General features: G+C 68.4%; 19 protein-coding genes. 8 read left to right on the plus strand and 11 right to left on the minus strand.

Annotated elements, in window-relative coordinates; genetic code table 11:
- Nucleotides 1-395: 395 nt before the first annotated feature.
- Nucleotides 396-2,753, plus strand: a complete 2,358-nt coding sequence (locus tag JYG32_RS28700) for a GNAT family N-acetyltransferase (protein WP_213265853.1) — start codon at nt 396-398, stop codon at nt 2,751-2,753.
- Nucleotides 2,754-3,405: 652 nt separating this feature from the next.
- Here JYG32_RS28700 and JYG32_RS28705 read toward each other — a convergent pair.
- On the minus strand, nt 3,406-3,957 hold the full coding sequence (locus tag JYG32_RS28705) for a hypothetical protein (protein WP_213265854.1): 552 nt from the start codon (nt 3,955-3,957) through the stop codon (nt 3,406-3,408).
- A gap of 173 nt (nt 3,958-4,130) precedes the next feature.
- Nucleotides 4,131-4,952 (minus strand): IclR family transcriptional regulator, encoded by an 822-nt coding sequence (locus JYG32_RS28710; protein ID WP_213265855.1) that lies wholly within the window; start codon nt 4,950-4,952, stop codon nt 4,131-4,133.
- Nucleotides 4,953-5,615: 663 nt separating this feature from the next.
- Here JYG32_RS28710 and JYG32_RS28715 point away from each other — a divergent pair.
- Entirely contained in the window at nt 5,616-6,464 is an 849-nt protein-coding gene (locus JYG32_RS28715; protein WP_213265856.1) for an ureidoglycolate lyase, read from the plus strand.
- A gap of 141 nt (nt 6,465-6,605) precedes the next feature.
- Here JYG32_RS28715 and JYG32_RS28720 read toward each other — a convergent pair whose 3' ends face one another.
- Complete coding sequence (locus JYG32_RS28720) at nt 6,606-6,989, minus strand: VOC family protein (RefSeq protein ID WP_174382474.1); 384 nt, start codon at nt 6,987-6,989, stop codon at nt 6,606-6,608.
- A gap of 254 nt (nt 6,990-7,243) precedes the next feature.
- Here JYG32_RS28720 and JYG32_RS28730 point away from each other — a divergent pair, with 254 nt between their 5' ends.
- Nucleotides 7,244-7,888, plus strand: a complete 645-nt coding sequence (locus JYG32_RS28730; RefSeq protein ID WP_213265857.1) for a CGNR zinc finger domain-containing protein — start codon at nt 7,244-7,246, stop codon at nt 7,886-7,888.
- Nucleotides 7,889-7,936: 48 nt separating this feature from the next.
- On the opposite strand, the gene prpR is transcribed toward JYG32_RS28730, so the two are convergent.
- Complete coding sequence (prpR, locus tag JYG32_RS28735; protein ID WP_213265858.1) at nt 7,937-9,919, minus strand: propionate catabolism operon regulatory protein PrpR; 1,983 nt, start codon at nt 9,917-9,919, stop codon at nt 7,937-7,939.
- 170 nt (nt 9,920-10,089) lie between these two features.
- Between prpR and prpB the strand changes: the two genes are divergently transcribed.
- From prpB to prpF, 4 genes are all read left to right on the plus strand, one after another.
- Nucleotides 10,090-10,983 carry a methylisocitrate lyase gene (gene prpB, locus JYG32_RS28740; protein WP_174382477.1) on the plus strand — a complete coding sequence of 298 codons (894 nt, stop codon included), beginning with the start codon at nt 10,090-10,092 and terminating at the stop codon, nt 10,981-10,983.
- A gap of 157 nt (nt 10,984-11,140) precedes the next feature.
- A complete protein-coding gene (gene prpC / locus JYG32_RS28745; RefSeq protein WP_174382478.1) occupies nt 11,141-12,313 on the plus strand; it encodes a bifunctional 2-methylcitrate synthase/citrate synthase in 1,173 nt (390 codons plus the stop codon).
- A gap of 81 nt (nt 12,314-12,394) precedes the next feature.
- Nucleotides 12,395-14,989: a Fe/S-dependent 2-methylisocitrate dehydratase AcnD gene (acnD, locus tag JYG32_RS28750; RefSeq protein WP_213265859.1), complete on the plus strand. Its 2,595-nt coding sequence runs from the start codon at nt 12,395-12,397 to the stop codon at nt 14,987-14,989.
- 192 nt (nt 14,990-15,181) lie between these two features.
- The gene (prpF, locus tag JYG32_RS28755) at nt 15,182-16,372 is read left to right on the plus strand and encodes a 2-methylaconitate cis-trans isomerase PrpF (RefSeq protein WP_213265860.1); all 1,191 of its coding nucleotides are present in this window, start codon (nt 15,182-15,184) and stop codon (nt 16,370-16,372) included.
- Between the two features lie 57 nt (nt 16,373-16,429).
- Here the strand turns inward: prpF and JYG32_RS28760 are convergent, their stop codons facing one another.
- From JYG32_RS28760 to JYG32_RS28790, 7 genes are all read right to left on the minus strand, one after another.
- Nucleotides 16,430-17,368, minus strand: coding sequence for an alpha/beta hydrolase (locus JYG32_RS28760; RefSeq protein ID WP_213265861.1), 939 nt, complete (start codon nt 17,366-17,368; stop codon nt 16,430-16,432).
- A 265-nt stretch (nt 17,369-17,633) separates the two neighbouring features.
- Nucleotides 17,634-18,788, minus strand: coding sequence for an acyl-CoA dehydrogenase family protein (locus JYG32_RS28765; protein ID WP_213265862.1), 1,155 nt, complete (start codon nt 18,786-18,788; stop codon nt 17,634-17,636).
- Nucleotides 18,789-18,825: 37 nt separating this feature from the next.
- Nucleotides 18,826-20,148, minus strand: a complete 1,323-nt coding sequence (locus JYG32_RS28770) for an MFS transporter (protein WP_213265863.1) — start codon at nt 20,146-20,148, stop codon at nt 18,826-18,828.
- 10 nt (nt 20,149-20,158) lie between these two features.
- Nucleotides 20,159-21,211 (minus strand): porin, encoded by a 1,053-nt coding sequence (locus JYG32_RS28775; RefSeq protein ID WP_213265864.1) that lies wholly within the window; start codon nt 21,209-21,211, stop codon nt 20,159-20,161.
- A gap of 86 nt (nt 21,212-21,297) precedes the next feature.
- Nucleotides 21,298-22,098, minus strand: a complete 801-nt coding sequence (locus JYG32_RS28780; RefSeq protein WP_213265865.1) for an enoyl-CoA hydratase/isomerase family protein — start codon at nt 22,096-22,098, stop codon at nt 21,298-21,300.
- Complete coding sequence (locus JYG32_RS28785; protein WP_213265866.1) at nt 22,095-23,315, minus strand: CaiB/BaiF CoA transferase family protein; 1,221 nt, start codon at nt 23,313-23,315, stop codon at nt 22,095-22,097. Before JYG32_RS28785 ends, JYG32_RS28780 begins: the two co-directional genes overlap by 4 nt.
- A gap of 82 nt (nt 23,316-23,397) precedes the next feature.
- On the minus strand, nt 23,398-24,180 hold the full coding sequence (locus JYG32_RS28790; RefSeq protein WP_213265867.1) for a crotonase/enoyl-CoA hydratase family protein: 783 nt from the start codon (nt 24,178-24,180) through the stop codon (nt 23,398-23,400).
- Between the two features lie 135 nt (nt 24,181-24,315).
- Here JYG32_RS28790 and JYG32_RS28795 point away from each other — a divergent pair, with 135 nt between their 5' ends.
- Entirely contained in the window at nt 24,316-25,080 is a 765-nt protein-coding gene (locus tag JYG32_RS28795) for an IclR family transcriptional regulator (RefSeq protein WP_213265868.1), read from the plus strand.
- The last annotated feature ends 221 nt before the right edge of the window (nt 25,081-25,301 follow it).

The raw sequence follows: 25,301 nt of genomic DNA on the forward strand, positions 1-25,301 counted from the left end.
AATTCCGGTAAACAACCGTGCAATCGCGCAGCGCATGCGCATCGGCATTCGCGATTTTCGCGGTGCACATGCGTCGCGGATTTTCATCACCTTTCGCGCGTTTGCGCGTTGTGCGGTGCAATTCCCGAAAATGCTCACCATGGCTCCTGTAAATCCTCACCTTCGAGGAAGCGGCGGCAGCGTCGTGCCGCGTGGCTTGCGGCACGCGGCGATGCCGGGCCGCGCGTGTATTGCAGGTCCATGGTGCGAGCGTTGACGTTCGTCGGGTAGTCGGCCGTTCGGCATATAGGCAGCCGCATGCGCTTCGCCTATGCTTGGGGTTCGCGTCGAGCGGCGCACGGCAGGTTCGTGCCGTATGCCGCTCGGGTCGTGTTTCGTTACCGCAGGGAGCCGATGTGACCGTTCGCCATCTCGATGCGTTGTTCCAGCCCAAGTCCGTTGCGGTCGTCGGCGCGTCATCGCGCGCGGGCAGTATCGGCGCGATGGTGTGGTCGCGCGTGCTCGACGGCGCGTTCGACGGGCCCGTGTGGCCCGTCAATCCGAAATATCGCGAGCTGAACGGGCATGCGGTCGTCGCCGACGTCGACCGGCTGCCCGCACCGCCGTCGGTTGCCGTGATTTGCACGCCACCCGCGACCTGGGCCGGCATCGTGCGCAAGCTCGGCGAACTCGGCACGCGCGTCGCGGTGATCGTCGGTGAGGCGCGCACGGATGCCGATCGCACCGCGCTCGATCGCACGCTGAAGGCGGCGAAGCCGTTCGTGCTCCGTATCGTCGGGCCCGGCAGCCTCGGCGTGCTGTCGCCCGCGCGACATGCGCATTTCGGCGCACCGGCCTATACGGCGCGTTCGGGCGGCGTCGCATGGGTGTCGCAATCGAATGCGTTGACGAACGCGGTGCTCGGCTGGGCCGATGCGCGGGGCCTCGGCTTTTCGCATGTCGTCGCGCTCGGCAGCGAGTCCGACGTCGATGCGGGCGACGTGCTCGACTATCTTGCGAGCGATCCCGGCACGCGCGCGATCCTGCTCGAACTCGATTCCGTGCGCGCGGCACGCAAGTTCATGTCGGCCGCGCGCGCGGCCGCCCGCAACAAGCCGGTGCTTGCGTTGCGCACCGGGCGCGCCGATCCCGGCGACGCGCTCTATACGGCGGCGTTCCAGCGCGCGGGGATGGTGCGCGTCGATGCGCTCGACGATCTGCTCGACGAGATCGAGACGCTCGGCGTCGGCCGTGTCACGGCGCGCGGCGCGGCGACGCTCGTGACGAGCGACGCGGGCGTCGCGAAACTCGCGGTCGATGCGGTCGCGGAAGTGCGCGTCGGGCTGGCCGACTGGTCGCCGGCGGCAACGTCGGCCGTATCGGCGGCTTTGCCGCATCTGGCTGCGCCCGGCAATCCGCTGACGCTGGGCGACGATGCGCGCCCCGAGCACTTCTCCGCGGCGATCAAGGCGCTCGCGCCGTTCCCGCAAACAGGCACGCTGTTCGTCGTCCATTCGACGTCCCACAGCGCGCCGGCGGGTTCGGTTGCGCGCACGCTGATTGAATCGCGGCAGTACGCGCATCGCGGCATCCTCGCGTGTTTCTTCGGCGCGGTCGACGCGGCGACGCGCGATGCGCTGCACGCGAACGGCATCCCGGTGTACACGACGCCGCAGCGGCTCGCGCGCGCGTATGCGCGTCTCGTCGACTACAGTCTCGGGCGGCAACTGCTGATGCAGACGCCCGAGGGTACGCCGCTGCAGCCGGCCGAGTGCGTTGCATCCGCGCAGGTCGACGCGCGCCGGATGGTCGAAGCGGGCCAGCATGAACTGGCCGGCGATGCCGCGCTGCGCTGGCTGTCCCATTTCGGTCTGCAGGGCGAGCAGGCAGGCGAGCCGGCCGGCGCGAAAGTCGTCGATGTCACGGTCGACATGTACGACGATTCGAACTTCGGTCCGGTGTTTCGCTATGCCGTGCCGCCGGCGGACGGCGTATCGGCGCCGTTCGTCGTCTACGGCCTGCCGCCGCTGAACACCGTGCTTGCGCGCGCGGTGATGGAACGCTCGCCGTATGCGCGCAGCACGCCTGTCGAGCCGACGCTCGACGCGTTGACGGCGTTGTCGCAGGTCGTCTGCGACGTGCGCGAAGTCGTTGCGATGTCCGTCACGCTACGCGTGCGCACCGACCGCGCGCAGGTGATCGCGCCGCGCATCACGCTGGCTGCGGGGCGCAGCCGGCTTGCGATCATGCCGTATCCGCGCCACCTCGAGCAGACGCTCGAGTGGCGCGGCGAGACGGTGACGATCCGTCCGATCCGTCCGGAAGACGAGGCCGCGCACAACGAACTGCTCGGTGCGATGACGCCGGACGATCTGCGGATGCGTTTTTTCGGCGCGGTGCGCAGCTTCGATCATTCGCAGGTGGCGCGCATGACGCAGATCGACTACGACCGTGAGATGGCCTTCATCGTGTCGTTCACCGATGTGTCGGGGCGCGACCACACGCTCGCGGTCGCGCGCGCGGTCGCCGATCCCGACAACGAGACGGCGGAGTTCGCGATCGCGGTGCGGCCCGACCAGAAGGGCAAGGGGCTCGGCCGGCTGATGATGGCCCGCATCATCGACTACGCGCGTTCGCGCGGAACCGCATGGATGATCGGCGAGGCGCTGCGCGAGAATTCGGCGATGATCTCGCTCGCGAAGTCGTGCGGCTTTGCGGTGTCGACGACCGAGGAGCCCGGCGTAGTGGGTTTCCGGATGAAGTTGCAGCAGTAGCGTCTGTCGGCTGCGTGAAGCGTGGAGACATCGCATGCAGTCGATGTCTTCGAGATCCTGTCATGCCGAGAGTGTGTCAATTCAGGAATGCAGAGCATTTGAACCTGCCTCTTGCACGAAGCGCCGGTGAATGTCCTGGATCCGTTCACACGCGATATCGACACTCCCGCAGCACCGGAAGACGCCTGCGGCGTTCCACGTTATCTGCTCCGCACGGCCGCTTCACGCGATGTGTCCACACGTATTCGCCATCGTATTTCAGCCTCGCCGATCCGGAATTACCACAAAGGTGAGATTTTTCGGGAGCCGCGAGTGAGCTTTTCCGGGGAAGCGTGGTGAGCCGATACGGGAGCGTTCGGTGAGCCTTCCCGGGAGCGGCCGGTGAGCACTTGCGGGAGATGCTGGTGAGCCTTTCCGGGGCACGTTGGTGAGGGTCTGCGGGAGAGTTCGGTGAGGACATTCGGGAGACTTTGGTGAGGGTCTCCAGGAGCCTTGGGTGAGCTTTTTCGGGAGGCATTGGTGAGCGCTTGCGGGACACCAAGGTGAGACTTTTCGGGAGCATGCGGATGCACGGCTCCCGAGAGCGCGGCGCCGGCCAATGCCGGCGTCACACACGGGTGCGGACACGCATGAACCGTGCCCGCGGTCAGATTCAGGCAACGAGTTTCGACGCCGCGTCGTTCACCTGGTCGCGTGAAATCGCGAGTTCCTCGAGGTGCGGATCGGCATAGACGGCGCCGGTTTCGCGCTCGAGGCGGGCGATCGTCAGCGCGCAACGCGCGGTGTCCTTCGGCATCGCGATGAAACGCTTGACCGACTCGCCGGACGTGAATGCTTCGAACAGCGCACCGCGCACGTCGTCCGGGAGCGTCTTGGTCCACTGGTACGGCTTGCCGTTGAACGTGATCGACGGCGGCAGCGTGCGTTCCTTCTTGGTCGCGGTGATGAGCCCGTAGGTGCGGGCCGCGTCGCCGATCTGCTCGGGCGAGAAGAGTTCGTCGGGCGTGATGTCGAACTGCTCGATGTAGTTCTCGATCGCCTGCATCGCGGCGGCACGATCGTCGCGCTTCTTCTGCGCGCGCGCGACGATATCGCGCAGCTCGTCCGCCTCCTCGGGCGTGATCGTGAAGCTTGCCTGCTTCTGCTGAAGTTCGGAGAAACGCTGGAATTCTTGATCGTTCAGAAGTTTGGCCATGACATCCATCGGACACGACGGCCGTGACAACCGGCCGCCGTAGTTTTTGAGAGGGCCGCTATTCTAGCGTAGCGCGGTGAGCGCACGATATGGCACCGCGTATCGTGCACTGCACGGGCATCGCGCGCGACCGGGTACGGCGCAACTGCGCCGCGCCCGGTGCGCTTCGTCGAACCCGCGCGTCAGCAGGTCTCGGTGCGGCCCATCGACAGATGGGCGACCGTGTCGCGCAACCCTTCGACGACGACGTCGACGGACGGCGCCGCGTGCGTGTCGATCCGGCGCATGTACGGGCAGGTCAGCACCGCGACCGCATGGCCGGACGGCCCGAGGATCGGCGCGGTCAGGTCGGTCACGCCGTACGCCTGGCGGCTGTCCTGGCGCAGATAGCCATCCTGCCGGACGGACTGGCACGCATACGCGAGTTCCTGCTCGTTCAGCGGCGCTTCACCCTTGACCTTGCGATGCTCGGCCAGCATGTGTGCGCGCTGCTCGGGGCCCTGGAACGACAGCATCACGCGCCCCGACGCGGTATCGGCGAGCCCGACGCGCGAGCCGAGCCGGACCGACACGCCCCACGGGCCGGGCCCGTCGACCTGCGCGATCACGAGCAGGTTGCCGCGATCGTAGACGGTCAGGTGGCACGACTGTTCGGCGGCATCGGCGAAGCGCTGCATCGGCGGCAAGGCCTCGGCAATCAGCCGGTTCATCGGCGGATGCCGGTGCGCGAGCGCGAACAGCTTGAGGCTGAGCGTGTAGCGGTCGCCGCCGGTCGAGCGCATCACATAGCGGCGCGCGACGAGGCGTTCGAGCATCCGGTAGATTTCGCTCGCGTTGCGGCCGAGTTCCTTCGTGATTTCGGTGCGGGTGAGTCCTTCTTTCTGCTCGGACAGGAGTTCGAGAATGTCGAGGCCCTTGTCGAGCGCGGGTGCGCGATAGCGGTCGATGGCGGCCATCGATTCCCGTGCGTCGCAGCCAGGAAGCGGGTCGTTGGTTGTCTGCATTATGGGTGTGAGGTTGGGGGATTACCGTCGATCGGCTGGCGACGCACGCTGGCCGGTTCTGCACGCGCATAAGTCGGGCCCGCGTATGGCGATGAAAGCCATTCGTGCGAGCTTAGCAATAAACATATAGTGTGCAATGCCGTGTCTTTTTACCGATCGTTACCGAATAAGAACGGATTGGCAAACGTTTTCGATGACAGGGGCACCCCGAATAGCCAGTATTCATGCACCGGTGGCAGGCGATGCCGGCATGCGTGGCGGTTCGCGCTGTGCGGTCGCGTCCGATGCTGCGCCGCAACGTCTGCAGGCGCACCAATAGTCGGTATCCGTCGCGCGTCATTTCACGGCGCGCGGCCGATGGTACAAAGGCTTGCGGGCCAGCGAGGGCGCGGCCGCGCGTGAAGCCGGCCGGCATCGGCCGGCATGCGTCGCGGGTGCCGGGCCGTCGTCGCCGATGCGCAGACCGGCGGCCGCCCGTTCGATGCGCGCCGTGCTTCCGTGCGGCGCCGCGATCGCTGCGCCCGCGCGACCCTCGCGCGTCGACGGCAGGCCGGATGCGGCGCCGACGCGCGCAATCGACGATCGACGATCAGTCCGGCGTGCGGCCGCGAATGGCCGCGTCGGCCGGTATCCTGTCCCATTCGACAACAGAGGTTGAGCACGATGAAACTGCTTCGCTATGGCCCGTCCGGCCAGGAAAAGCCCGGTATCCTCGACGCGGAGGGCCGGATTCGCGACCTGTCCGCACACGTGCCGGAGCTTGCCGGCGATGTGCTGTCCGACGCGGGTCTCGCGCGGCTGCGCGCGATCGATCCGGCCACGCTGCCGCTCGTGTCCGGCGAGCCGCGCATCGGCGCGTGCGTCGGGCACGTCGGCAAGTTCATCGGCATCGGCCTGAACTATGCCGATCACGCGGCCGAAGCCGGCATGCCGGTACCGAAGGAGCCGGTCGTGTTCGGCAAGTGGACGAGTTCGATCTGCGGCCCGAACGACGGCATCGACATCCCGAAGGGTTCGGTCAAGACCGACTGGGAAGTCGAGCTGGGCGTCGTGATCGGCGCGCGGTGCAAGGACACCGACGAAGCGAGTGCGCTCGATTACGTCGCGGGCTATTGCGTCGTCAACGACGTGTCCGAGCGCGAATGGCAGATCGAGCGCGGCGGCCAGTGGGACAAGGGCAAGGGTTTCGACACGTTCGGCCCGATCGGGCCGTGGCTTGTCACGCGCGACGAGGTGCCCGATCCGCAGCGTCTCGACCTGTGGCTCGAAGTCGACGGCCACCGTTATCAGAACGGCAACACCCGCACGATGGTGTTCACCGTCGCGCAGTTGATTGCCTATCTGTCGAGCTGCATGACGCTGCAGCCGGGCGACGTCATCACGACCGGCACGCCGCCGGGCGTCGGCATGGGCGTCAAGCCGTCGCCGGTGTTCCTGAAGGCCGGCCAGACGGTGCGCCTCGGGATCGAAGGGCTCGGCGAGCAGTTGCAGCACACGCGCGGCGCACAGTAACCGTACGAGCTGCGATCCTGTTACACGACCGCCGGCGGCGGTCGCCGGGAGCCGGACGCTGATGTGTCAAAACTAAGGGCCCGATTCTGCGCAATGCGGAATCGGGCCCTTGCCGTTTGTACGCGGTGTACGCGGGCTCGATCACACGACGTTGTCGAGTTCGCAATGTGCTTCGAGCCGATACCCGTCGGGATCGACGACGAACGCCGCGTAGTAGCCGGGACCGTAATGCTCGCGCTTGCCGGGCCCGCCGTTGTCCTGACCGCCGTGCTCGAGCGCGGCGCGGTAGAACGCGTCGACCTCGACGGGCGACGCGGCCTTGAACGACAGGTGCAGCCCCGATTCGGGATCGGCGGCGATGGGGCGGGCAGCGTGCTGCAACCACAGCTCCGGTTCGGTCGTGCCGTACCCGATGGAGCCGTCGTCGCTATACAGCCGCTTGTAGCCGAGCGCGCCGAGCGTGCTGTCGTAGAACGTGCGGCTGCGGCCGATGTGGGCGACGCCGAAGGAAAGGTGATCGATCATCTGTTGGCTCCTTGAATTGAAGGGGGACCTCAGTGCAGCAAACCCGCTTATAAGCACCATGCCAGCCGCTTGTAGCGGAGCGCGCCGAGCGTGCTGTCGTAGAACGCGCAGTTGCGGTCGTTGTGGATAACTCCGCGGGAAAGACGATCGATCATCTGTGGCTCCTTGAACTGAAGGGGGGACGTCAGTGCAGCAAACCTTTTTAACCACCATGCTGGTTATGTTAGAAAGCGTCCGGACGCTTGTCAACCGGCATGGTGGTTAGATACGATGGTGTCATGAGCGATACGCAACCTTCCGTCACGATGGACTGCCTGATTCCGGCGCCGCCCGAAACCCTGAGCATCGATTTCGCGAACACGCTGTACTGGCGTGGCAGCGACCCGCCGACGGAAACCTTCGGAACGATGGACGACCTGCTGGCGTGGTGCCGCGAGCAGGCCGGGGTGCCGGCCGGCATGGCCGACCGGTGCCGCGTGCGCGGCGTGGAGGAAGGCGAGCCGGCGATGCTCGCGCGTGCGCTCGCGTTGCGCGAGGCGCTGTATCGGCTCTTTCATGCGCAGGCCGAGCGGCGCGAGCCGCAGCCCGACGATCTCGCGCTGCTCGGCGGTTTTCTGGCGGAAGCGTCGCCGCGCGTCGCGCTGGCGCGCATCGACGGCGGCTATGCGTGGCGGATCGGCGGCGCGGGCGCAACGCTCGCGGGGCTGCTGAGCCCGGTGCTGTGGTCGGCGACCGACCTGCTGGGCGGCGCGCGGCTCGCGAAGGTCAAGCGTTGCGCGAACGACGCATGCCAGTGGTTGTTCATCGACGACAGCAAGAACGGCAGTCGCCGCTGGTGCTCGATGTCGTCGTGCGGCAATCGCGCGAAGGCCTACCGCCACTATCACAAGGCCGACTGACGAGCCTGCCCGGGCGCACGCGCACCGGCGCGTCGCCCCCGAACCTGGCTACTTCGCCGACAACTTCCGCCACAGCGTCGTCTTGCTGATGCCGAGCATCGCGCATGCGCGGTCGCGGTCGCCGCCGCACGCGTCGAGCACCGCGCGGATCTCGTCGGCTTCCGCGCGGCGGCGGCGCGCGTGCAGCGTCTGCGCATCGTCGGCGTCGAGCGCATCGGGCGGCGCCGCGAACAGCTCGGGTGCGATCGCCTGCAGCGCGTCGGGATCGAGCACGGCGCACGCTGCGGCGGGATCGTTTTCATCGGCTTCCTCGGCGAGTTCCACCGCGATGCGCTCGATCACGTTCTGCAGTTCCCGCACGTTGCCGGGCCACCGGTAGCGCGCCAGGGTTGCCTGCGTCGCGCCGAGCACGCGCGCGGCATCGCCGGCGTCGCGCAGGCGCTCGGCGAGGCGCGGCTCGCGCCGCGCGGCCTGCACGAGCAGCGTCGCCGCGAGCGCGGGGATGTCGGCCGCGCGCTCGCGCAGCGGCGGCAGGCCGACGTTCAGGATGTTGAGCCGGTAATAGAGATCCGCGCGGAACGTGCCGGCCTCGACGGCCGCGAGCAGCGGACGATGCGTCGCGGCGATCACGCGCACGTCGATGCGGATCGGCTCGGTCGAGCCGAGGCGGATCACCTCGCGCTCCTGCAGCACGCGCAGCAGCCGGCTCTGCAGCGACGGCGGCATCTCGCCGATCTCGTCGAGAAACAGCGTGCCGCGGTGCGCGGCCTCGAACAGGCCGGTCTTGCCGCCGCGCCGCGCGCCGGTGAACGCGCCTTCCTCATAGCCGAACAGCTCGCTCTCGAGCAGCGCTTCCGGAAACGCGCCGCAATTGACCGCGACGAACGGGTAGCTGCGCCGCGCGGACAGCGCGTGCAGGCTCTGCGCGATCATTTCCTTGCCGGTGCCGCTTTCGCCGAGCACGAGCACGGTCGCGTCGGATTTCGCGTAGCGGCGCACGAGGTCGCGCACGCGCGCCATCGGCGCCGATGCGCCGATCACGTCGTCGAGCGCGTAGCGCGCCGCGAACTGTTGCGTGGTCGGCTGCGAACGCAGCGCACGGTCGAGCCGTTCGACCGCGCGCGATTCCTGGAACGTCAGCACGCTGCCCGACGTGACGCCGCGATCGACGAGCGGCCCGCGATGCACGACATAGCGCACGCCGCGCACGGTCGCGAGCGCGTCGCCGTCCTCGCCGCGCAGCGTGCGCAGCTCGGGCCGCAGGTCGACGAGTGCCCGGCCGACGGCCGCCGCGGGTTCGACCCCGAGCGCGGACGCGAGCCGCTCGTTGATCGCCTCGACGCGGCCGCGCGCGTCGAGCGCGACCACGCCGTCGCGCAGGTGTTGCAGCAGGTTGTCGAGCCGTTGGCGGCGGAACGCCTCGGCATGCGTCGCATACGCGACTTCGAGCGCCGTATCGACGGCCTTGCGTACCGACGCATGCGAATACAGGAACACCGCGCCCATGCCGGCGCTGGCTGCGAGATCGGTGACGAGGCCGGGGCCGACGATCGTCTCGATGCCGCGGTCGCGCAGGTCGTGCACGCAGGCTTCCGCTTCCTGCGCGGACTGATATGACGCAAACTGCACGTCGAGGCCGTACGCGGCGACGAAGCGGCGTACCTCGGGCGGCGTTTCTCCGGCGCTGACGAGCGCGATCCGCGACGCGTCGCGCCGGGCGCGCGCGAGCGCCTGCATCACGTCGAAGCCGGTCGGCGACACGACCACGACCGGCACCTGCGCACGCGTCTTCAGGAAGGCGCCGTTCGAGCCGGCTGCGACGATCACGTCGGGCCGCGCGGCGCCGGCCTCGGCGATCGCGCTGAGCGCATCCTCATACGCGCGCGTCACGATGCGCACGTCGGCGCGTTCGTCGAATTCGCCGGCGATCTCGCGAAAAAGTTCGCGCAGGCGGCTGATGCCCATCGCCCAGATGCGCGGGCGCGCCGCGCGATCGGCCGGGCCGACAGGCTTGGTCGAGGAGAGGTCCATGGCGATCGATTATGCGCGCGGGATTTCATTTTTGAAACACGAAATTGCCGAATTGAAATCGCCGGGCGCTGCAGCGCCCGCGCCGCTTGCTTAAGAATCAGTGGGTTAGCGACGTTTCGCGAGCTGGCCCGGTCCTTGCTGTTATCGGGCATTCCTTCAGGAGGCCGTTCATGAGCAACACGCATCTTCAGAGCGCCGGCGCGAAATTCCGCGCGGCAGTCGCGGCCGAGCAGCCGCTGCAGGTGGTCGGCGCGATCACCGCATACGCAGCCAAGATGGCGCAGGCCGTCGGCTTCAAGGCCGTGTACCTGTCGGGTGGCGGCGTCGCCGCGAACTCGCTCGGGATCCCCGATCTCGGCATCAGCACGATGGAAGACGTGCTGATCGACGCGAACCGGATCACCAACGCAACCGACCTGCCGCTGCTCGTCGACATCGATACGGGCTGGGGCGGCGCATTCAACATCGCGCGCACGGTCCGCTCGTTCATCAAGGCCGGCGTCGCGGCCGTGCATCTCGAGGACCAGGTCGGCCAGAAGCGTTGCGGCCATCGTCCGGGCAAGGAAGTCGTGCCGGCCGAGGAAATGGTCGATCGCATCAAGGCCGCGGTCGACGCACGTACCGACGACCAGTTCGTGATCATGGCGCGTACCGATGCGGCCGCCGCCGAAGGGATCGACGCGGCGATCGAGCGCGCGGTCGCGTACGTCGAAGCCGGCGCCGACATGATCTTCCCGGAAGCGATGAAGACGCTCGACGACTACCGCCGTTTCAAGGCGGCCGTGAAGGTGCCGATCCTCGCGAACCTGACCGAGTTCGGCTCGACGCCGCTGTTCACGCTCGACGAACTGCGCGAGGCGAACGTCGACATCGCGCTGTACTGCTGCGGCGCGTATCGCGCGATGAACAAGGCCGCGCTGAATTTCTACGAGACGCTGCGCCGCGACGGCACGCAGAAGGCGGCCGTGCCGACGATGCAGACGCGCGCCGAGCTGTACGACTTCCTCGGCTATCACGAATACGAACGCAAGCTCGACGAGCTGTTCGCGCAGGGCAAGAAGTAACGCGGCCCGCGCGCCGGGACACGATTCCCGGGATGCTTTGCATGGGACCGAACCAGGCGCTAAAGCGCCAAGTCCGGTCGACAGCTTTGCATGGGACCGCACTAGGCGCTGAAGCGCCAAGTCCGGTCGACACCGCTACATATTGGAGAACGGAAACATGAGCGAGACGAAAGACGCAGCAGCACCGGCCGCCGCAGGCGCATTCAAGCCGAAGAAGTCGGTGGCGCTGTCGGGCGTGACGGCCGGCAACACGGCGCTGTGCACGGTCGGCAAGACCGGCAACGACCTGCACTACCGCGGCTACGACATTCTCGACGTCGCCGAATCGTGCGAATTCGAGGAAATCGCGCACCTGCTCGTGCACGGCACGCTGCCGAACCTGACCGAACTGGCCGCGTACAAGACCAAGCTGCGCGCGCTGCGCGGCCTGCCGAGCGCGCTGAAGGCGGCGCTCGAGCAGATCCCGGCGTCCGCGCACCCGATGGACGTGATGCGCACGGGCGTGTCGGTGCTCGGCACCGTGCTGCCGGAGAAGGACGACCACAACCTGCCGGGCGCGCGCGACATCGCCGACCGCCTGATGGCGTCGCTCGGCTCGGTGCTGCTGTACTGGTATCACTTCTCGCACAACGGCAAGCGCATCGAGACGGAAACCGACGACGACTCGATCGGCGGCCACTTCCTGCACCTGCTGCACGGCAAGACGCCGTCGAAGTCGTGGGTCGAGGCGATGCACACGTCGCTGATCCTGTACGCGGAGCACGAATTCAACGCGTCGACGTTCACCGGCCGCGTGATCGCGGGCACGGGCTCGGACATCTACTCGGCGATCACCGGCGCGATCGGTGCGCTGCGCGGGCCGAAGCACGGCGGCGCGAACGAAGTCGCATATGAAATCCAGAGCCGCTACAGCTCGCCGGACGACGCCGAAGCGGACATCCGCCGCCGCGTCGAGAACAAGGAAGTGGTGATCGGCTTCGGCCACCCGGTCTACACGATCTCCGATCCGCGCAACAAGGTGATCAAGGGCGTCGCGCACAAGCTGTCGAAGGAAGCGGGCGACCTGAAGCTGTACAACATCGCCGAGCGCCTCGAATCGGTGATGTGGGACGCGAAGAAGATGTTCCCGAACCTCGACTGGTTCAGCGCGGTGTCGTATCACATGATGGGCGTGCCGACCGCGATGTTCACGCCGCTGTTCGTGATCTCGCGCACGTCGGGCTGGAGCGCGCACATCATCGAACAGCGCGTCGACAACAAGATCATCCGCCCGAGCGCGAACTACACGGGCCCGGAAGACCTGCAGTTCGTGCCGATCGAGAAGCGCTGATCCTCCCGCAGCGCGCGCCGGCCCCCGCAGCGCGGGCGGCCGCCGCGCGCTGAACGCCATACCCAGGTATCCCCCCACATCATGAATACCGCCAACCGCAAACCCCTGCCCGGCACGTCGCTGGACTATTTCGACGCGCGTGCCGCGGTCGAAGCGATCGCGCCCGGCGCCTACGACACGCTGCCGTACACGTCGCGCGTGCTCGCCGAAAACCTCGTGCGCCGCTGCGATCCGGCGATCCTCGCCGAGTCGCTGAAACAGATCGTCGAGCGCAAGCGCGAGCGCGATTTTCCGTGGTTCCCGGCGCGCGTGGTGTGCCACGACATCCTCGGGCAGACGGCACTCGTCGATCTCGCCGGCCTGCGCGACGCGATCGCCGACGGCGGCGGCGACCCGGCGAAAGTGAACCCGGTCGTGCCCGTGCAACTGATCGTCGACCACTCGCTCGCCGTCGAGTGCGGCGGCTTCGATCCGGACGCATTCGCGAAGAACCGCGCGATCGAGGATCGCCGCAACGAGGATCGCTTCCACTTCATCGAGTGGACGAAGAGGGCGTTCGAGAACGTCGACGTGATCCCGCCGGGCAACGGCATCATGCACCAGATCAACCTCGAGAAGATGTCGCCGGTGATCCAGGCGCACGACGGCGTCGCGTATCCGGATACCTGCGTCGGCACCGACAGCCACACGCCGCACGTCGACGCGCTCGGCGTGATCGCGATCGGCGTCGGCGGGCTCGAAGCCGAAAACGTGATGCTCGGCCGCGCGTCGTGGATGCGCCTGCCCGACATCGTCGGCGTCGAGCTGACCGGCAAGCGCCAGCCCGGCATCACCGCGACCGACGTCGTGCTCGCGCTGACCGAATTCCTGCGCAAGGAAAAGGTGGTCGGCGCGTATCTGGAATTCCGCGGTGAAGGCGCGGCGAGCCTCACGCTCGGCGATCGCGCGACGATCTCGAACATGGCGCCCGAATACGGCGCGACGGCCGCGATGTTCTTCATCGACGGCCAGACGATCGACTACCTGCGCCTCACCGGCCGCAGCGACGAGCAGGTGAAGCTCGTCGAGACCTATGCGAAGGCGGCGGGCCTGTGGGCCGATACGCTGAACGATGCGCAGTACGAGCGCACGCTGACGTTCGACCTGTCGAGCGTCGTGCGCAACATGGCCGGCCCGTCGAACCCGCACAAGCGGCTGCCGACGTCCGACCTCGCCGCGCGCGGGATCGCCGGCCAGTGGGAAGAGAAGGCGGGCGAGATGCCCGACGGCGCGGTGATCATCGCCGCGATCACGAGCTGCACGAACACCAGCAACCCGCGCAACGTGATCGCAGCGGCTTTGCTCGCGCGCAACGCGAACGCGAAGGGCTTGACGCGCAAGCCGTGGGTGAAGAGCTCGCTCGCGCCGGGCTCGAAGGCGGTCGAGCTGTATCTGGAAGAAGCGAACCTGCTGCCGGAACTCGAGAAGCTCGGCTTCGGCATCGTCGCGTTCGCGTGCACGACCTGCAACGGGATGTCGGGCGCGCTCGACCCGAAGATCCAGCAGGAGATCGTCGATCGCGACCTGTACGCGACGGCCGTGCTGTCCGGTAACCGCAACTTCGACGGCCGCATCCATCCGTATGCGAAGCAGGCGTTCCTCGCGTCGCCGCCGCTCGTCGTCGCGTATGCGATCGCCGGCACGATCCGCTTCGACATCGAGAAGGACGTGCTCGGCCACGACCAGAACGGCAAGCCGGTCACGCTGAAGGATATCTGGCCGACCGACGAGGAGATCGATGCGATCGTCGCGTCGAGCGTGAAGCCCGAGCAGTTCCGCAAGGTCTACGAGCCGATGTTCGCGCGCAGCGCCGATGCGGGCGAGCGCGCGGCGCCGCTGTACGACTGGCGCGCGCAGAGCACGTACATCCGCCGTCCGCCGTACTGGGAAGGCGCGCTGGCCGGCGAGCGCACGCTGCAGGGGATGCGTCCGCTCGCGGTGCTCGGCGACAATATCACGACCGACCACCTGTCGCCGTCGAACGCGATTCTCGCGAACAGCGCGGCCGGCGAATACCTCGCGAAGATGGGCCTGCCCGAAGAGGACTTCAACTCGTACGCGACGCACCGGGGAGACCACCTCACAGCGCAACGTGCGACCTTCGCGAACCCGACGCTGATCAACGAGATGGCGGTGGTCGACGGCGCGGTGAAGAAGGGCTCGCTCGCGCGCGTCGAGCCGGAAGGCAAGGTCATGCGGATGTGGGAAGCGATCGAGGCGTACATGAATCGCAAGCAGCCGCTGATCGTCGTCGCCGGCGCCGACTACGGCCAGGGCTCGTCGCGCGACTGGGCCGCGAAGGGCGTGCGGCTCGCGGGCGTCGAGGCGATCGCCGCCGAAGGGTTCGAGCGGATCCACCGCACGAACCTGATCGGGATGGGCGTGCTGCCGCTCGAGTTCAAGCCCGGCACGAACCGGACGACGCTCGGCATCGACGGCACCGAGACCTTCGACGTGATCGGTGAGCGCACGCCGCGCGCCGACCTGACGCTCGTGATTCACCGCAGGAACGGCGAGCGCGTCGAGGTGTCGATGACGTGCCGGCTCGATACGGCCGAGGAAGTGTCGATCTACGAAGCCGGCGGCGTGCTGCAGCGCTTCGCGCAGGACTTCCTCGAATCGTCGCAGGCGGCGTGACGGGAAGGCGGTAAAGGCGGTTCCGCGCGCCGTGGCGGCGCGTGGAGCGAAGGGCCGGTTGTCGCGGCGGCGCAGGGGTGCCGGCCGTGCGGCTGGCCCGATTCGGTTTGCTGCGCATGGCTTCGGCGTGCGTTGCAGCGGGCGGGAAGCGGTGCCGACGCACCGGTCCCGCCGACCTGGGATAAAACGGACATGGCTCACATTCCTCAAATCAGGATTCCCGCGACCTATATCCGCGGCGGCACCAGCAAGGGCGTGTTCTTCCGGCTGCAGGACCTGCCCGATGCGGCGCAGGCGCCGGGCGCCGCGCGCGACGCGCTGCTGCTGCGCGTGATCGGCAGCCCCGATCCGTACGGCAAGCAGATCGACGGGATGGGCGGCGCGACGTCGTCCACCAGCAAGACGGTGATCGTGTCGAAGAGCACGCGGCCCGGCCACGACGTCGACTACCTGTTCGGGCAGGTCGCGATCGACAAGGCGTTCGTCGACTGGACCGGCAACTGCGGCAACCTGTCGGCGGCGGTCGGCCCGTTCGCGATCGGCGGCGGGCTCGTCGATCCGGCGCGCGTGCCGCGCGACGGTGTCGCGACCGTGCGGATCTGGCAGGCCAACATCGGCAAGACGATCATCGCCCACGTGCCGGTCACGAACGGCGCGGTGCAGGAGACGGGCGACTTCGAGCTGGACGGCGTCACGTTCCCGGCCGCAGAAGTGCAGCTCGAATTCATGGACCCGGCCGCCGACGAAGAAGGCGCGGGCGGGTCGATGTTCCCGACCGGCAACCTGGTCGACGATCTCGCGGTGCCGGGCGTCGGCACGCTGAAGGCAACGATGATCAACGCGGGGATCCCGACGATCTTCGTCGAGGCCGAAGCGATCGGCTATACGGGCACCGAGCTGCAGGACGCGATCAACGGCGACGCGAAGGCGCTCGAGAAGTTCGAGACGATCCGCGCGCACGGCGCGTTGCGCATGGGCCTGATCGACACGCTCGATGAAATCGCGACGCGGCAGCACACGCCGAAGATCGCGTTCGTCGCGAAGCCGGCTGATTACGTCGCATCGAGCGGCAAGCGCGTGAATGCGGGCGACGTCGACCTGCTGGTGCGCGCGATGTCGATGGGCAAGCTGCACCACGCGATGATGGGTACGGCGGCGGTCGCGATCGGCACGGCCGCGGCGATCCCCGGCACGCTCGTCAATCTGGCGGCGGGCGGCGGCGAACGCAACGCGGTGCGCTTCGGGCATCCGTCGGGCACGCTGCGCGTCGGCGCGGAAGCGCAGCAGGAGAACGGCGAGTGGATCGTCACGAAGGCGATCATGAGCCGCAGCGCACGCGTGCTGATGGAAGGCTGGGTGAGGGTGCCGGGCGACGCGTTCTGACGTTTCCGTCGATCGACCGGAATGCGCGGGCGGCTTCGGCCGCCCGCGTCGTTTCGGCTAGCCGTGCAGGAAGCGGCGCAGCGCGTCGTGGCTGAGGCGGCGTGCCGTTTCGGAGAGGCGCGCGTCGGGCACGATGTCGAAACCGTGCACGCCGCCGGGAAGCACATGCAGTTCGGTCGGCACGCCCGCGTGGAGCAGCCGTCGCGCATAGTCGAGGTTTTCTTCGAGGAACAGGTCGAGCGAGCCGATCGACAGGAATGTCGGCGGCAGGCCGTCGAGCGTTTCCGCGCGCGCGGCGGCGGCATAAGGCGACACGCCGTCGATGCCCGGCGCGTGGCCGAGCAGCGACGTCCAGCCGAACCGGTTGTTGGCCGCGTGCCAGACGAACTCGCCGGCATGCGGATGCGGTGTGCGCGTGCAGGTGCGGTCGTCGAGCATCGGGTAGATCAGGTGCTGGAACGCGAGCGGGAATTCGCCGCGGTCGCGCGCCAGCAGCGCCAGCGCGGCGGCGAGCCCGCCGCCCGCGCTTTCTCCCATGATGCCGATGCGCGTCGCGTCGATGCCGAGCGTATCGGCATGGCGGAAGGTCCACGCGAGGCCCGCGTAGCAATCCTCGATCGCGCCGGGGAACACCGTTTCCGGCGCGAGGCGGTAGTCGATCGAGATCAGCGCGCAGCCGAGCTGCTTGACTGCCTGGCGATGAATGGCCTCCAGGTCCTTCGCCGCGCCGCGCACGTAGCCGCCGCCGTGCATGTGGACGATCGCCGGGAGCGGTCGCGCGGCGTCGTCGGGCGTGTAGAGGTGGAGCGGGACGTCCGGCGCGCCGGCGGGGCCCGGGACGGTGCGGCGCTCGAGCGTGCTGCCGGCCGGGTCCGGCGGCGGCAGCGGCAGCACGCGCTCGCGCGCCTGCGCGAGGTTGTCGGCGCCGAGCGTGACGGTCGGCCACACGTCGAGCAGCGGGCGGATTTCGGGATCGACGAGATGCAGGGTATCCAAGCGGTTGCTCCGTGGTTGGGTGGCGGCGATAACGGACGAACCGGCGTCGCCGCAGCGGGGCCCGGCGGCCGGCAGGCCGCCGCGATCGTGTCCGTCAGGCATGCCGCGTCAGGTGACCGGTGCCGTCGGGTGCGGGTCATATGCGGCACGACAGTGGGCTGACCTCGCCGTCGACGGGCAAGTTCCCGCAGCGGCGCCGACCGGCACGACATCGTCGTCGTGATGCGTCGCGATGCGTCGTGCGCGGCCCGCGCGGCGCGGCTGCCTACAGCACACTGCGTGCGACGACCCACCGGTGGACCTCGCTCGGGCCTTCGAAGATGCGCATCAGCCGCGCTTCGCTGGCCATCTGCTGCAACGGCAGTTCCTTCGTCATGCCCATCGCGCCGAGCGTCTGCATCGCGTGATCGATGACGGTCCACGCCATCTCCGTCGCGAACACCTTGACCATCGAGATCTGCGTGCGCGCATCCTGCCCGGCATCCACCCGCGCGGCCGCTTCGTAGGTCATGAGGCGGCATGCGTGGATCTGCGTCAGTGCGTCGGCGACCCACCACTGGACTGCCTGGCGTTCCGCGAGCGGCACGCCGAAGGTCTTGCGCTGTTTCGCATGGTCGCACAGCAGCGCGACCGCGCGCTCGGCGCGGCCGATGCACCAGGCCGCCATCTCCAGCCGCCGGTTCGACAGGCGCCCCTGCATCGGCACGAAGCCTTCGCCTTCGCGGCCGAGCAGTTGCGTGGCGGGAAGGCGGCAGTTGTCCAGCACGATCTCGTAGGTGGACAGCCCGCCGATCATCGCGATCCGGCGTTCGATGATGAAGCCCGGCGTATCGCGCTCGACGATGAACGCCGACATGCCGCCGCGCTTGCCCTTGTTGCGGTCCGTCAGCGCCATCACGATCGTCCAGTCGGCTTCGCTCGCGTGGCTGATCCAGATCTTGCGGCCGTTCAGCACCCAGCCGTCGCCGTCGCGCTCGGCCGTCGTCGACAGCGCGCCCGGGTCCGAGCCGGCGCCCGGTTCGGAGATGGCCATCGCGGAACGCGAGACGCCGCGCGCATAAGGGTCGAGATAGCGGGCGCGCTGCGCGTCGTCGGCCGAGTCGCACAGCATCCTCAGGTTCGGCGAATCGGGCGGCAGGATGTACGGCGTCACGGTCGTGCCGATCGCTTCGTTCACGCCGACCATCGCGACGGCCGACAGGTCCGCGCCGCCGACGTCGAGGGGCGCGTCGAGCCCCCACAGACCGAGCTGCCGGGAGCGTTCGTCGAGTCGCGCGCGTTCGTCGGCGAGCAGCGCGAAGCGCTGGCCGTCGGCCTCGCGCGCCATCACGGCTGCTTCGATCGGAATCAGCTCGTCGTTCACGAAGCGCGCGACGAGGTCCTTGATCATCCGGTGTTCGAGTTCAAGTTCGAAGTTCATGTGCAGATCGATGATTGAGTGAAGGAAACCGGCGCGATCAGCGCGCGGCTGGCAGCGGCGCCGGCCGCGCGCGCAGCGTGCCGAGCAGCGCCACGCAGCCGGCCGCGAGCAACGCCGCGTTGAAATAGAGCCCGCCGCGCATCGACCCGGTGGCCGTGTTGAGCACGCCCATCAGGAACGGGCTTGCGAACCCGCCGATCGCGCCGGACATCGTGATCGCCGCGATCGCGACCGCCATCGAGCGCTTCGGCAGTGCGAGCCCCGGCACCACCCAGAACGCGGGCAGTGCCGCGGCGTGCGTGGCGACCGCGATGCAGAGCGCGATTACCAGGTGCGGCGTGCCGTCGACGCTCGCCAGCCCGGCGAGCGCCGCCGCACACGCGAGCATGGCGAATGCACCGTGCCCGCGCCATTCGCGCCGGCGTTCGGTGCGCCAGCCCATCCCGAGCATGCCGACGATGCCGCACAGGTAGGGCAGCGCCGACAGCAGCCCGATCTGCATCGCGCCGTGCAGGCCGCCGCGATGCAGGATCACGGGCATCCAGAACACGAGTGCGTAGCCGGCGGCCGCGATCGCAAAATTGGCCGCGCATAGCAGCCAGAAATCGCGGTGCGCGAGCAGCGGCCGCGCCGCGTTCGCATCCGGCGTACCGGGTTCGGCATGCGCGTGCGCGGCGCGCAGCGCGGCCTTGTCGGCGTCCGACAGCCAGCGTGCATCGTCCGGTCGGTCGTCGAGAAACCGCAGCGCGACGATGCCGATCGCGCTGCTCGGCAGGCCTTCCACGAGGAACAGCCATTGCCAGCCGCTCAGGCCGGCCGCTCCGTCGAAGTACGTGAGGATGGCGCCCGACACGGGCCCGGCGATCATGCCCGCGAGGTACAGCGCCGTCATGAAGAGCGCGAACGCCTTCGCGCGCTGCCGCGGCGGATACCACGCGCCGAGATAGAACAGGATGCCGGGGAAGAAGCCGGCCTCGAACACGCCCAGCAGGAATCGGCACGCGTAGAACTGCGCGGGCGTCGTGACGAACATCGTCGCGGCCGAGCCGAGCCCCCACAGCACCATGATTCGTGCAATCGTCTTGCGTGCGCCGATCCGCGCGAGCAACGCGTTGCTCGGAATCTCGAATGCCATGTAGCCGATGAAGAAGATGCCCGCGCCAAGCCCATAGACGGCGTCGGAGAAGTGCAGTTCGGCGGCCATCTGCGCGTGCGCGAAGCCGACGTTGATCCGGTCGATGAACGACAGCGTGTAGCAGAGGATCAGGAACGGCAGCAGCCGGCGCGAGATCCGGCGGTAGAGCGCCTGCGTCGCGCCATCGTCGACGGCGGCCGGGCGGGTGGAAAGGGTCGGGGTCATGGGCACTCCGTCAGAAGCGGTGAACGATGCCGAGCGCGAGCACCTGCTCGGTGCCGCCCGGTTGCGGCTGCAGGCCGACGACGATCGTGTTGCGTGCGTCGCCGCCGTTTTTCATGTAGAGATAGCGCGCGTAGAGCGAAGTCCGCTTCGACAGCGGATGGTCGTACCCGACGCCGAGCGCGGTCGCGTCGTTTGCCGAGCCTTTCACGTCACGGCGCACGACCGATACGAGCACGCGATCGAGCGCGCCGACGTTGATCGATGCGCCGACGCTCGCGGTCGAGAACGCGGGCAGGTTCGGCGCCGTGCTGACGCCATGGAGAAACGCGGCGTACAGCTTGACGCGCGCGAACGCGTAGTTGGCCGCGAACACGTAATGGCGGGTCGTCGACGGGTAGACGACGGGCGACAGGTTGCCGGCCGACACGTCGCCCTGGAAGCCCGCGCCGAGATAGAGCCCGCCGATCCGGTACTGGAGCCCGGCGCCATAGTTGCGTCCGGCCTGCGTGGACAGCGCGTTCGGTGTCGGAAAGCCGTACGTGGCCATCACGCGCAGGCCGTTCCAGTCGGGGCTGAGATACGACGCCGCCTGGTTGAAGCGCGGAATCGGCGGTGTCGTGTTGCTCGTGATCGTGTCCGTCGACGTCGCGAGCAGCGCGAGCGGCGACAGCCGTTCGTTGAGCCCGAACGGATCGCCTTCGTACACGATGTAGAACGACGGCGTGTATTGCCGGCCGAGCCGGAGGTCGCCGTAGCGTGTGTTCTGCAGCGATACGTATGCCTGCCGGTAGAACAGCGTGCCGCCCTGGAACGATCCGTCGGCTGGCGAGAAGCCGCTTTCCAGCACGAACTTCGTCGAGGTGCCGCCGCCGAGATCCTCGACGCCCGTCAGCCCGAAGCGGCTGGTCGACGATCCGCCGCCGCTCTGCCGCACGCTCGACAGGCTGCCGATGCGATCGAATTCGACGTAGCTGTCGACGATCCCGTACAGCGTGACCGACGACGCGTGTGCCGACGCCGCGCACAGTGCGAAGGCGCCGATCAGGAAGGCTTTCCGTTGCATGAAGGTGTCTCCGTTCCATGTCTTTTTTTTGCGCGCCCGCGTTCTGGGAGCGGTTGCGCGCGTTGTGTCGCCGTGCTGCGTCGGGCTCAGCGCCCCCTGAATACCGGCTTGCGCTTCTCGAGAAACGCGCGGGCGCCTTCGATCCGGTCCTCGCTCGCGTAGACGTCGGGGCCGACGTCCAGCCGCAGCGCCGCGGCAACCGGCAGCCCCTGGCTGCGGGTCGCGGTTTCCTTGATGCGGCGGATCGTGAGCGGCGCGTTCGCGGCGATCGCCTGCGCCAGTTCGCGCACCGTGTCGTCGAGTGCGGCGCCGGGGACGACGCGGTTCAGCAACCCGGCGCGCTGCGCTTCGTCCGCGTCGAAGCGGCGGCCCGTGAACAGCAGCTCCATCGCGATGGCGCGCGGCAGCATGCGCGGCAACAGCACGCTCGCGAAATTCGCGCCCATGCCGACCCGCGCTTCGGGCAGCGCGAAGTACGCGTGCTCGGCGGCGATCCGCAGGTCGCACGCGAGCGCGATTTCGCAGCCGCCGCCGACGGCGAAGCCGTTGATTGCCGCGATGGTCGGCTTGCGCAGCTCCAGGATCAGCTCGTGCACGTTTCGTGCGAGCCCGCGCATCGGCCGCATCCCGCGCATTTCGGGATCGCCGAGATCGATGCCCGCACTGAAGGCGCGTTCGCCCGCACCGCGGATCACGATCGCGCGAATCGCGGGGTTGTCGTCGAGCGTGACCAGTTCGTCGCACAGGCGCCGGATCGCTTCGGCGGACAACGCGTTGGCGACGTGCGGGCGATGGATCGTCAGCCACGCGATGCCGTCGTCGTCGTTGCGCAGGATCGACGGGGCGTCGTCGCCCGTCGGCGAAGAAAACGCGCTCGAACGGGTCATGACGCGCTCCCGGTCGCGTTCGCGCGCGTGTCGTGGAGCACGCCCGCCTGCCGCAACGCTTCCCGACGGGCTGCGTCGATGCCGAACGCGTCGAGCACGGCGTCGGTGTCGGCGGCGAACGGCTGCGGCGGCCGGCGTATCGATCCGGGCGTGCGAGAGAGTTTGGCGGGGATGCCCGCGCCGGTGTACGTGTCGGTGTCGACGAACATCGCGTTGCGAGCCGTTTGCGGATGGCCGAATGCGTCGGCGACGGTGTTCACCGGCCCCGTCGCGACGCCCGCGTGCAACAGTCGGTCGACGACGTCGTCGGCGCGGAGCTCGGCGGTCAGTTGCCCGAGCAGCGTGTCGAGCGCGTCACGATTCGCGACACGTTTTGCGTTGGTCGCGAACCGTGGATCGCGCGCAAGCTCGGGCACGCCGAGCGCTTCGACGAGCCGCGCAAACGTGCGGTTGTTGCCGGCGCCGGTGGCGACCGGCTTGTCCTTGCACGGATAGACGCCGTACGGCGCGATCGCGCCGTACACGTTGCCGGTCGCGACGGGGATGTCGCCGGTCGCCATCCAGCTCGTGCTGACCGGATGCAGCATCGACAGCGCCGTGCTGAACAGGTCGATGTCGACGTGTTGCCCGAGCCCGGAGCGCGTCCGTTCGACCAGCGCGAGCAGGATGCTCGACACGGCGCTCAGGCCGGCCGCGTAATCGACGACCGGAAACGGCACCTTGAGCGGCATGCCGCCTGGTTCGCCGTTGATCGACATGAAGCCGGCCAGCCCCTGCGCGACGGCGTCGTAGCCCGGAAACCGCGCGAGCGGGCCGTCGGTGCCGTATCCGGAGATCGAGCAATGGACGAGGCGCGGGAAGCGTTCGCGCAGGCAGTCTTCGTACCCGATGCCCCAGCGTTCGAGCGTGCCCTGCTTGAAGTTGTCGACCAGCACGTCGGCCGTCTCGAGCAGGCGGAACAGTACGTCGCGTCCGTCCGGATGCGACAGGTCGAGCGCGAGATTGCGCTTGTTGCGGTTGAGCCCCCAGTAGTAGCTGGAGAGGCCGCCCGGCATTGCGGGCCCCCAGTCGCGCGTTTCGTCTCCCTGCGGCGGCTCGATCTTGATGACGTCGGCGCCGTGGTCGGCGAGCGTCTGCGCGCAGAACGGCCCCGCATAGACGCGGCTCAGGTCTACCACGCGCACGCCTGCGAGTGCGCCTTCGTTGTTGCTGGTCATGACGATGTCTCCTTCGATGTGGAATTCGATGGTCCGGCATGCCGGCATGTGCCGGCCGCACGGCATGCGACGCGTCGCCGGTTCAGCCGCGTGCGGCGAACAGCGCGTTCACCGCCGCGCGATGTTCGGGCGTGGCGTGTGCGAACGCCTGGTACGAGGCCGACAGGTCGAGCAATGTGTCGAGGCTCGCGTGCCGGCCTTCGCGCAGCAACCGCTTGGTCAGGCGCAACGCGGTGCCCGAGTGGCGGGCGATGCGGCCGGCCAGTTCATGCGCGTGCGCGAGGAGGTCGCCGTCGGGAACGACGCGCGAGACGAGCCCGCAGCGCAGCGCCGCCTGCGCGTCCAGCGCGTCGCCCGTGAACGACATTTCCGCGGCGACGGCGGCGCCGACGATCTGCGGCAGGAACCACGCGCCGCCGTCGCCCGGCACGAGGCCGAGCGCGATGAAGCTTTCGGCGAAGCGCGCGCTGTCGGCGGCGATGCGGATGTCGCACATGCACGCGAGATCGGTACCGGCGCCGATGGCCGGGCCGTTGACCGCCGCGATGGCCGGCACTTCGAGCTGCTGGAACGCCTGCGCCACGCGCTGTATGCCGCGGCGATAGCTCGTCCGGATCGCCGCGAGGTCGTGCGGGTCAGATTCGATGAACGCGCGCATCGCCTTCACGTTGCCGCCCGACGAAAACGCCGTGCCGGCGCCGGTCAGGACCAGCACGCGGATCGAGTCGTCGCGGTTCGCGTCGTCGCAGCATTCGGTCAGCGCGTCGATCGCATCGGTGTCCGAAATGGCGTTGCGGGTTTCGGGACGGTTCATCGTGACGGTCAGGATCGGGCCCTGCCGTTCACGGATCAGAAAGGCTGCCATGGTGTCTCCGTGGGTTCTGTGCCGCGGGACTTCACGCCGCGGGTCGAAGCCTAGTATCGTCACGACGGTTGGCGGCGGGAAATTCCGTTCCACATATGTGGAACGCCCGTCCCGGTTGCGTGCGGAGAGGGCGGGATGAGCGGAAACGTGGTCAAGAGCGCGGCGCGCGTGTTCGAGGTGCTGGAACTCTTCAGCGCATTGCAGCGGCCGCTGAGCGTGCGCGAGATCGCCACGCGTTGCGGCTATCCGGGGTCGAGCGCGGCGGCGCTGCTGACCAGCATGAAGGCGCTCGGCTATCTCGCGTACGACGATGCGACGCACGCCTATGCGCCGACCGCGCGGCTCGTCAATCTCGGCGAAGCGCTCGTCGATTCGGCGGCAGGCAGCCGGCGGCACTGGCACGCCGTCGCGAAGCGGCTGGCCGCCCGCACGCACGAGGCGGTCGTGGTCGCGGTGCAGAGCGATCTGTACGTGCAGTACCTCGACGCGGTCGCGGGTACCCATACGATTCCGATCCAGTTCTATGCGCCGATCGGCACGCGCCGCGAGATCTGCATGTCGAGCCTCGGCTGGGCGCTGCTGAGCATCCAGCCGGACAGCACGATCCGCCGGCTCGTGGCGCGCAGCATCCGCCGGCTCGGGAAGTCGGGCAGGACGATCGACGAGGACGTCGTGCTCGACAAGGTCGAACAGACGCGCCGGCACGGTTACTCGTATTCGGCGCATACGGTGACGCAAGGCGCCGCGATGATCTCGATGGTGATCGCGGACGGCTGGAACGGCCTGCCGCTGGCGATGGGCGTGGCCGGGCCGGTCGAGCGGATCGACGCGCATCGCGACGCGATCGTCGGGGCGATGCGCGAGGCGCTGGTCGAACGCGCGGATGAGGCGGCCGGCTAGCCGGGCGAAGCTGGCCTGCGCGCCGGGCGTTGCCGGCATCGGGCGAGTGCCGGTGCCTGGCGGAGATTGTGGGCGATTGAGGGCGATTGAGGGCGAGCGAGGGCGAGCGAGGGCGATGCGGCCGGGACGTCGTTCCCGTGTATCGGGCCGGTCGTCGTTCGTGCCACGCGTGCCGCGCGCGTCGCACGCATTCGCATAGAATCGATGCGTTTCGTTGCCCC

The sequence above is a fragment of the Burkholderia pyrrocinia genome, from assembly GCF_018417535.1.
GTDB lineage: Bacteria > Pseudomonadota > Gammaproteobacteria > Burkholderiales > Burkholderiaceae > Burkholderia > Burkholderia pyrrocinia_E.

Excerpts from the sequence above, each read along its gene's own strand:
- JYG32_RS28780 (WP_213265865.1), bottom strand. The coding sequence starts at position 22,098 with ATGACCCGTTCGAGCGCGTTTTCTTCGCCGACGGGCGACGACGCCCCG.
- JYG32_RS28720 (WP_174382474.1), bottom strand. The coding sequence starts at position 6,989 with ATGATCGATCACCTTTCCTTCGGCGTCGCCCACATCGGCCGCAGCCGC.
- prpB (WP_174382477.1), top strand. The coding sequence starts at position 10,090 with ATGAGCAACACGCATCTTCAGAGCGCCGGCGCGAAATTCCGCGCGGCA.
- JYG32_RS28715 (WP_213265856.1), top strand. The coding sequence starts at position 5,616 with ATGAAACTGCTTCGCTATGGCCCGTCCGGCCAGGAAAAGCCCGGTATC.
- JYG32_RS28775 (WP_213265864.1), bottom strand. The coding sequence starts at position 21,211 with ATGCAACGGAAAGCCTTCCTGATCGGCGCCTTCGCACTGTGCGCGGCG.
- JYG32_RS28765 (WP_213265862.1), bottom strand. The coding sequence starts at position 18,788 with ATGAACTTCGAACTTGAACTCGAACACCGGATGATCAAGGACCTCGTC.
- JYG32_RS28730 (WP_213265857.1), top strand. The coding sequence starts at position 7,244 with ATGGTGGTTAGATACGATGGTGTCATGAGCGATACGCAACCTTCCGTC.
- prpR (WP_213265858.1), bottom strand. The coding sequence starts at position 9,919 with ATGGACCTCTCCTCGACCAAGCCTGTCGGCCCGGCCGATCGCGCGGCG.
- JYG32_RS28790 (WP_213265867.1), bottom strand. The coding sequence starts at position 24,180 with ATGGCAGCCTTTCTGATCCGTGAACGGCAGGGCCCGATCCTGACCGTC.
- acnD (WP_213265859.1), top strand. The coding sequence starts at position 12,395 with ATGAATACCGCCAACCGCAAACCCCTGCCCGGCACGTCGCTGGACTAT.
- prpC (WP_174382478.1), top strand. The coding sequence starts at position 11,141 with ATGAGCGAGACGAAAGACGCAGCAGCACCGGCCGCCGCAGGCGCATTC.
- prpF (WP_213265860.1), top strand. The coding sequence starts at position 15,182 with ATGGCTCACATTCCTCAAATCAGGATTCCCGCGACCTATATCCGCGGC.
- JYG32_RS28710 (WP_213265855.1), bottom strand. The coding sequence starts at position 4,952 with ATGCAGACAACCAACGACCCGCTTCCTGGCTGCGACGCACGGGAATCG.
- JYG32_RS28705 (WP_213265854.1), bottom strand. The coding sequence starts at position 3,957 with ATGGATGTCATGGCCAAACTTCTGAACGATCAAGAATTCCAGCGTTTC.
- JYG32_RS28770 (WP_213265863.1), bottom strand. The coding sequence starts at position 20,148 with ATGACCCCGACCCTTTCCACCCGCCCGGCCGCCGTCGACGATGGCGCG.
- JYG32_RS28795 (WP_213265868.1), top strand. The coding sequence starts at position 24,316 with ATGAGCGGAAACGTGGTCAAGAGCGCGGCGCGCGTGTTCGAGGTGCTG.
- JYG32_RS28785 (WP_213265866.1), bottom strand. The coding sequence starts at position 23,315 with ATGACCAGCAACAACGAAGGCGCACTCGCAGGCGTGCGCGTGGTAGAC.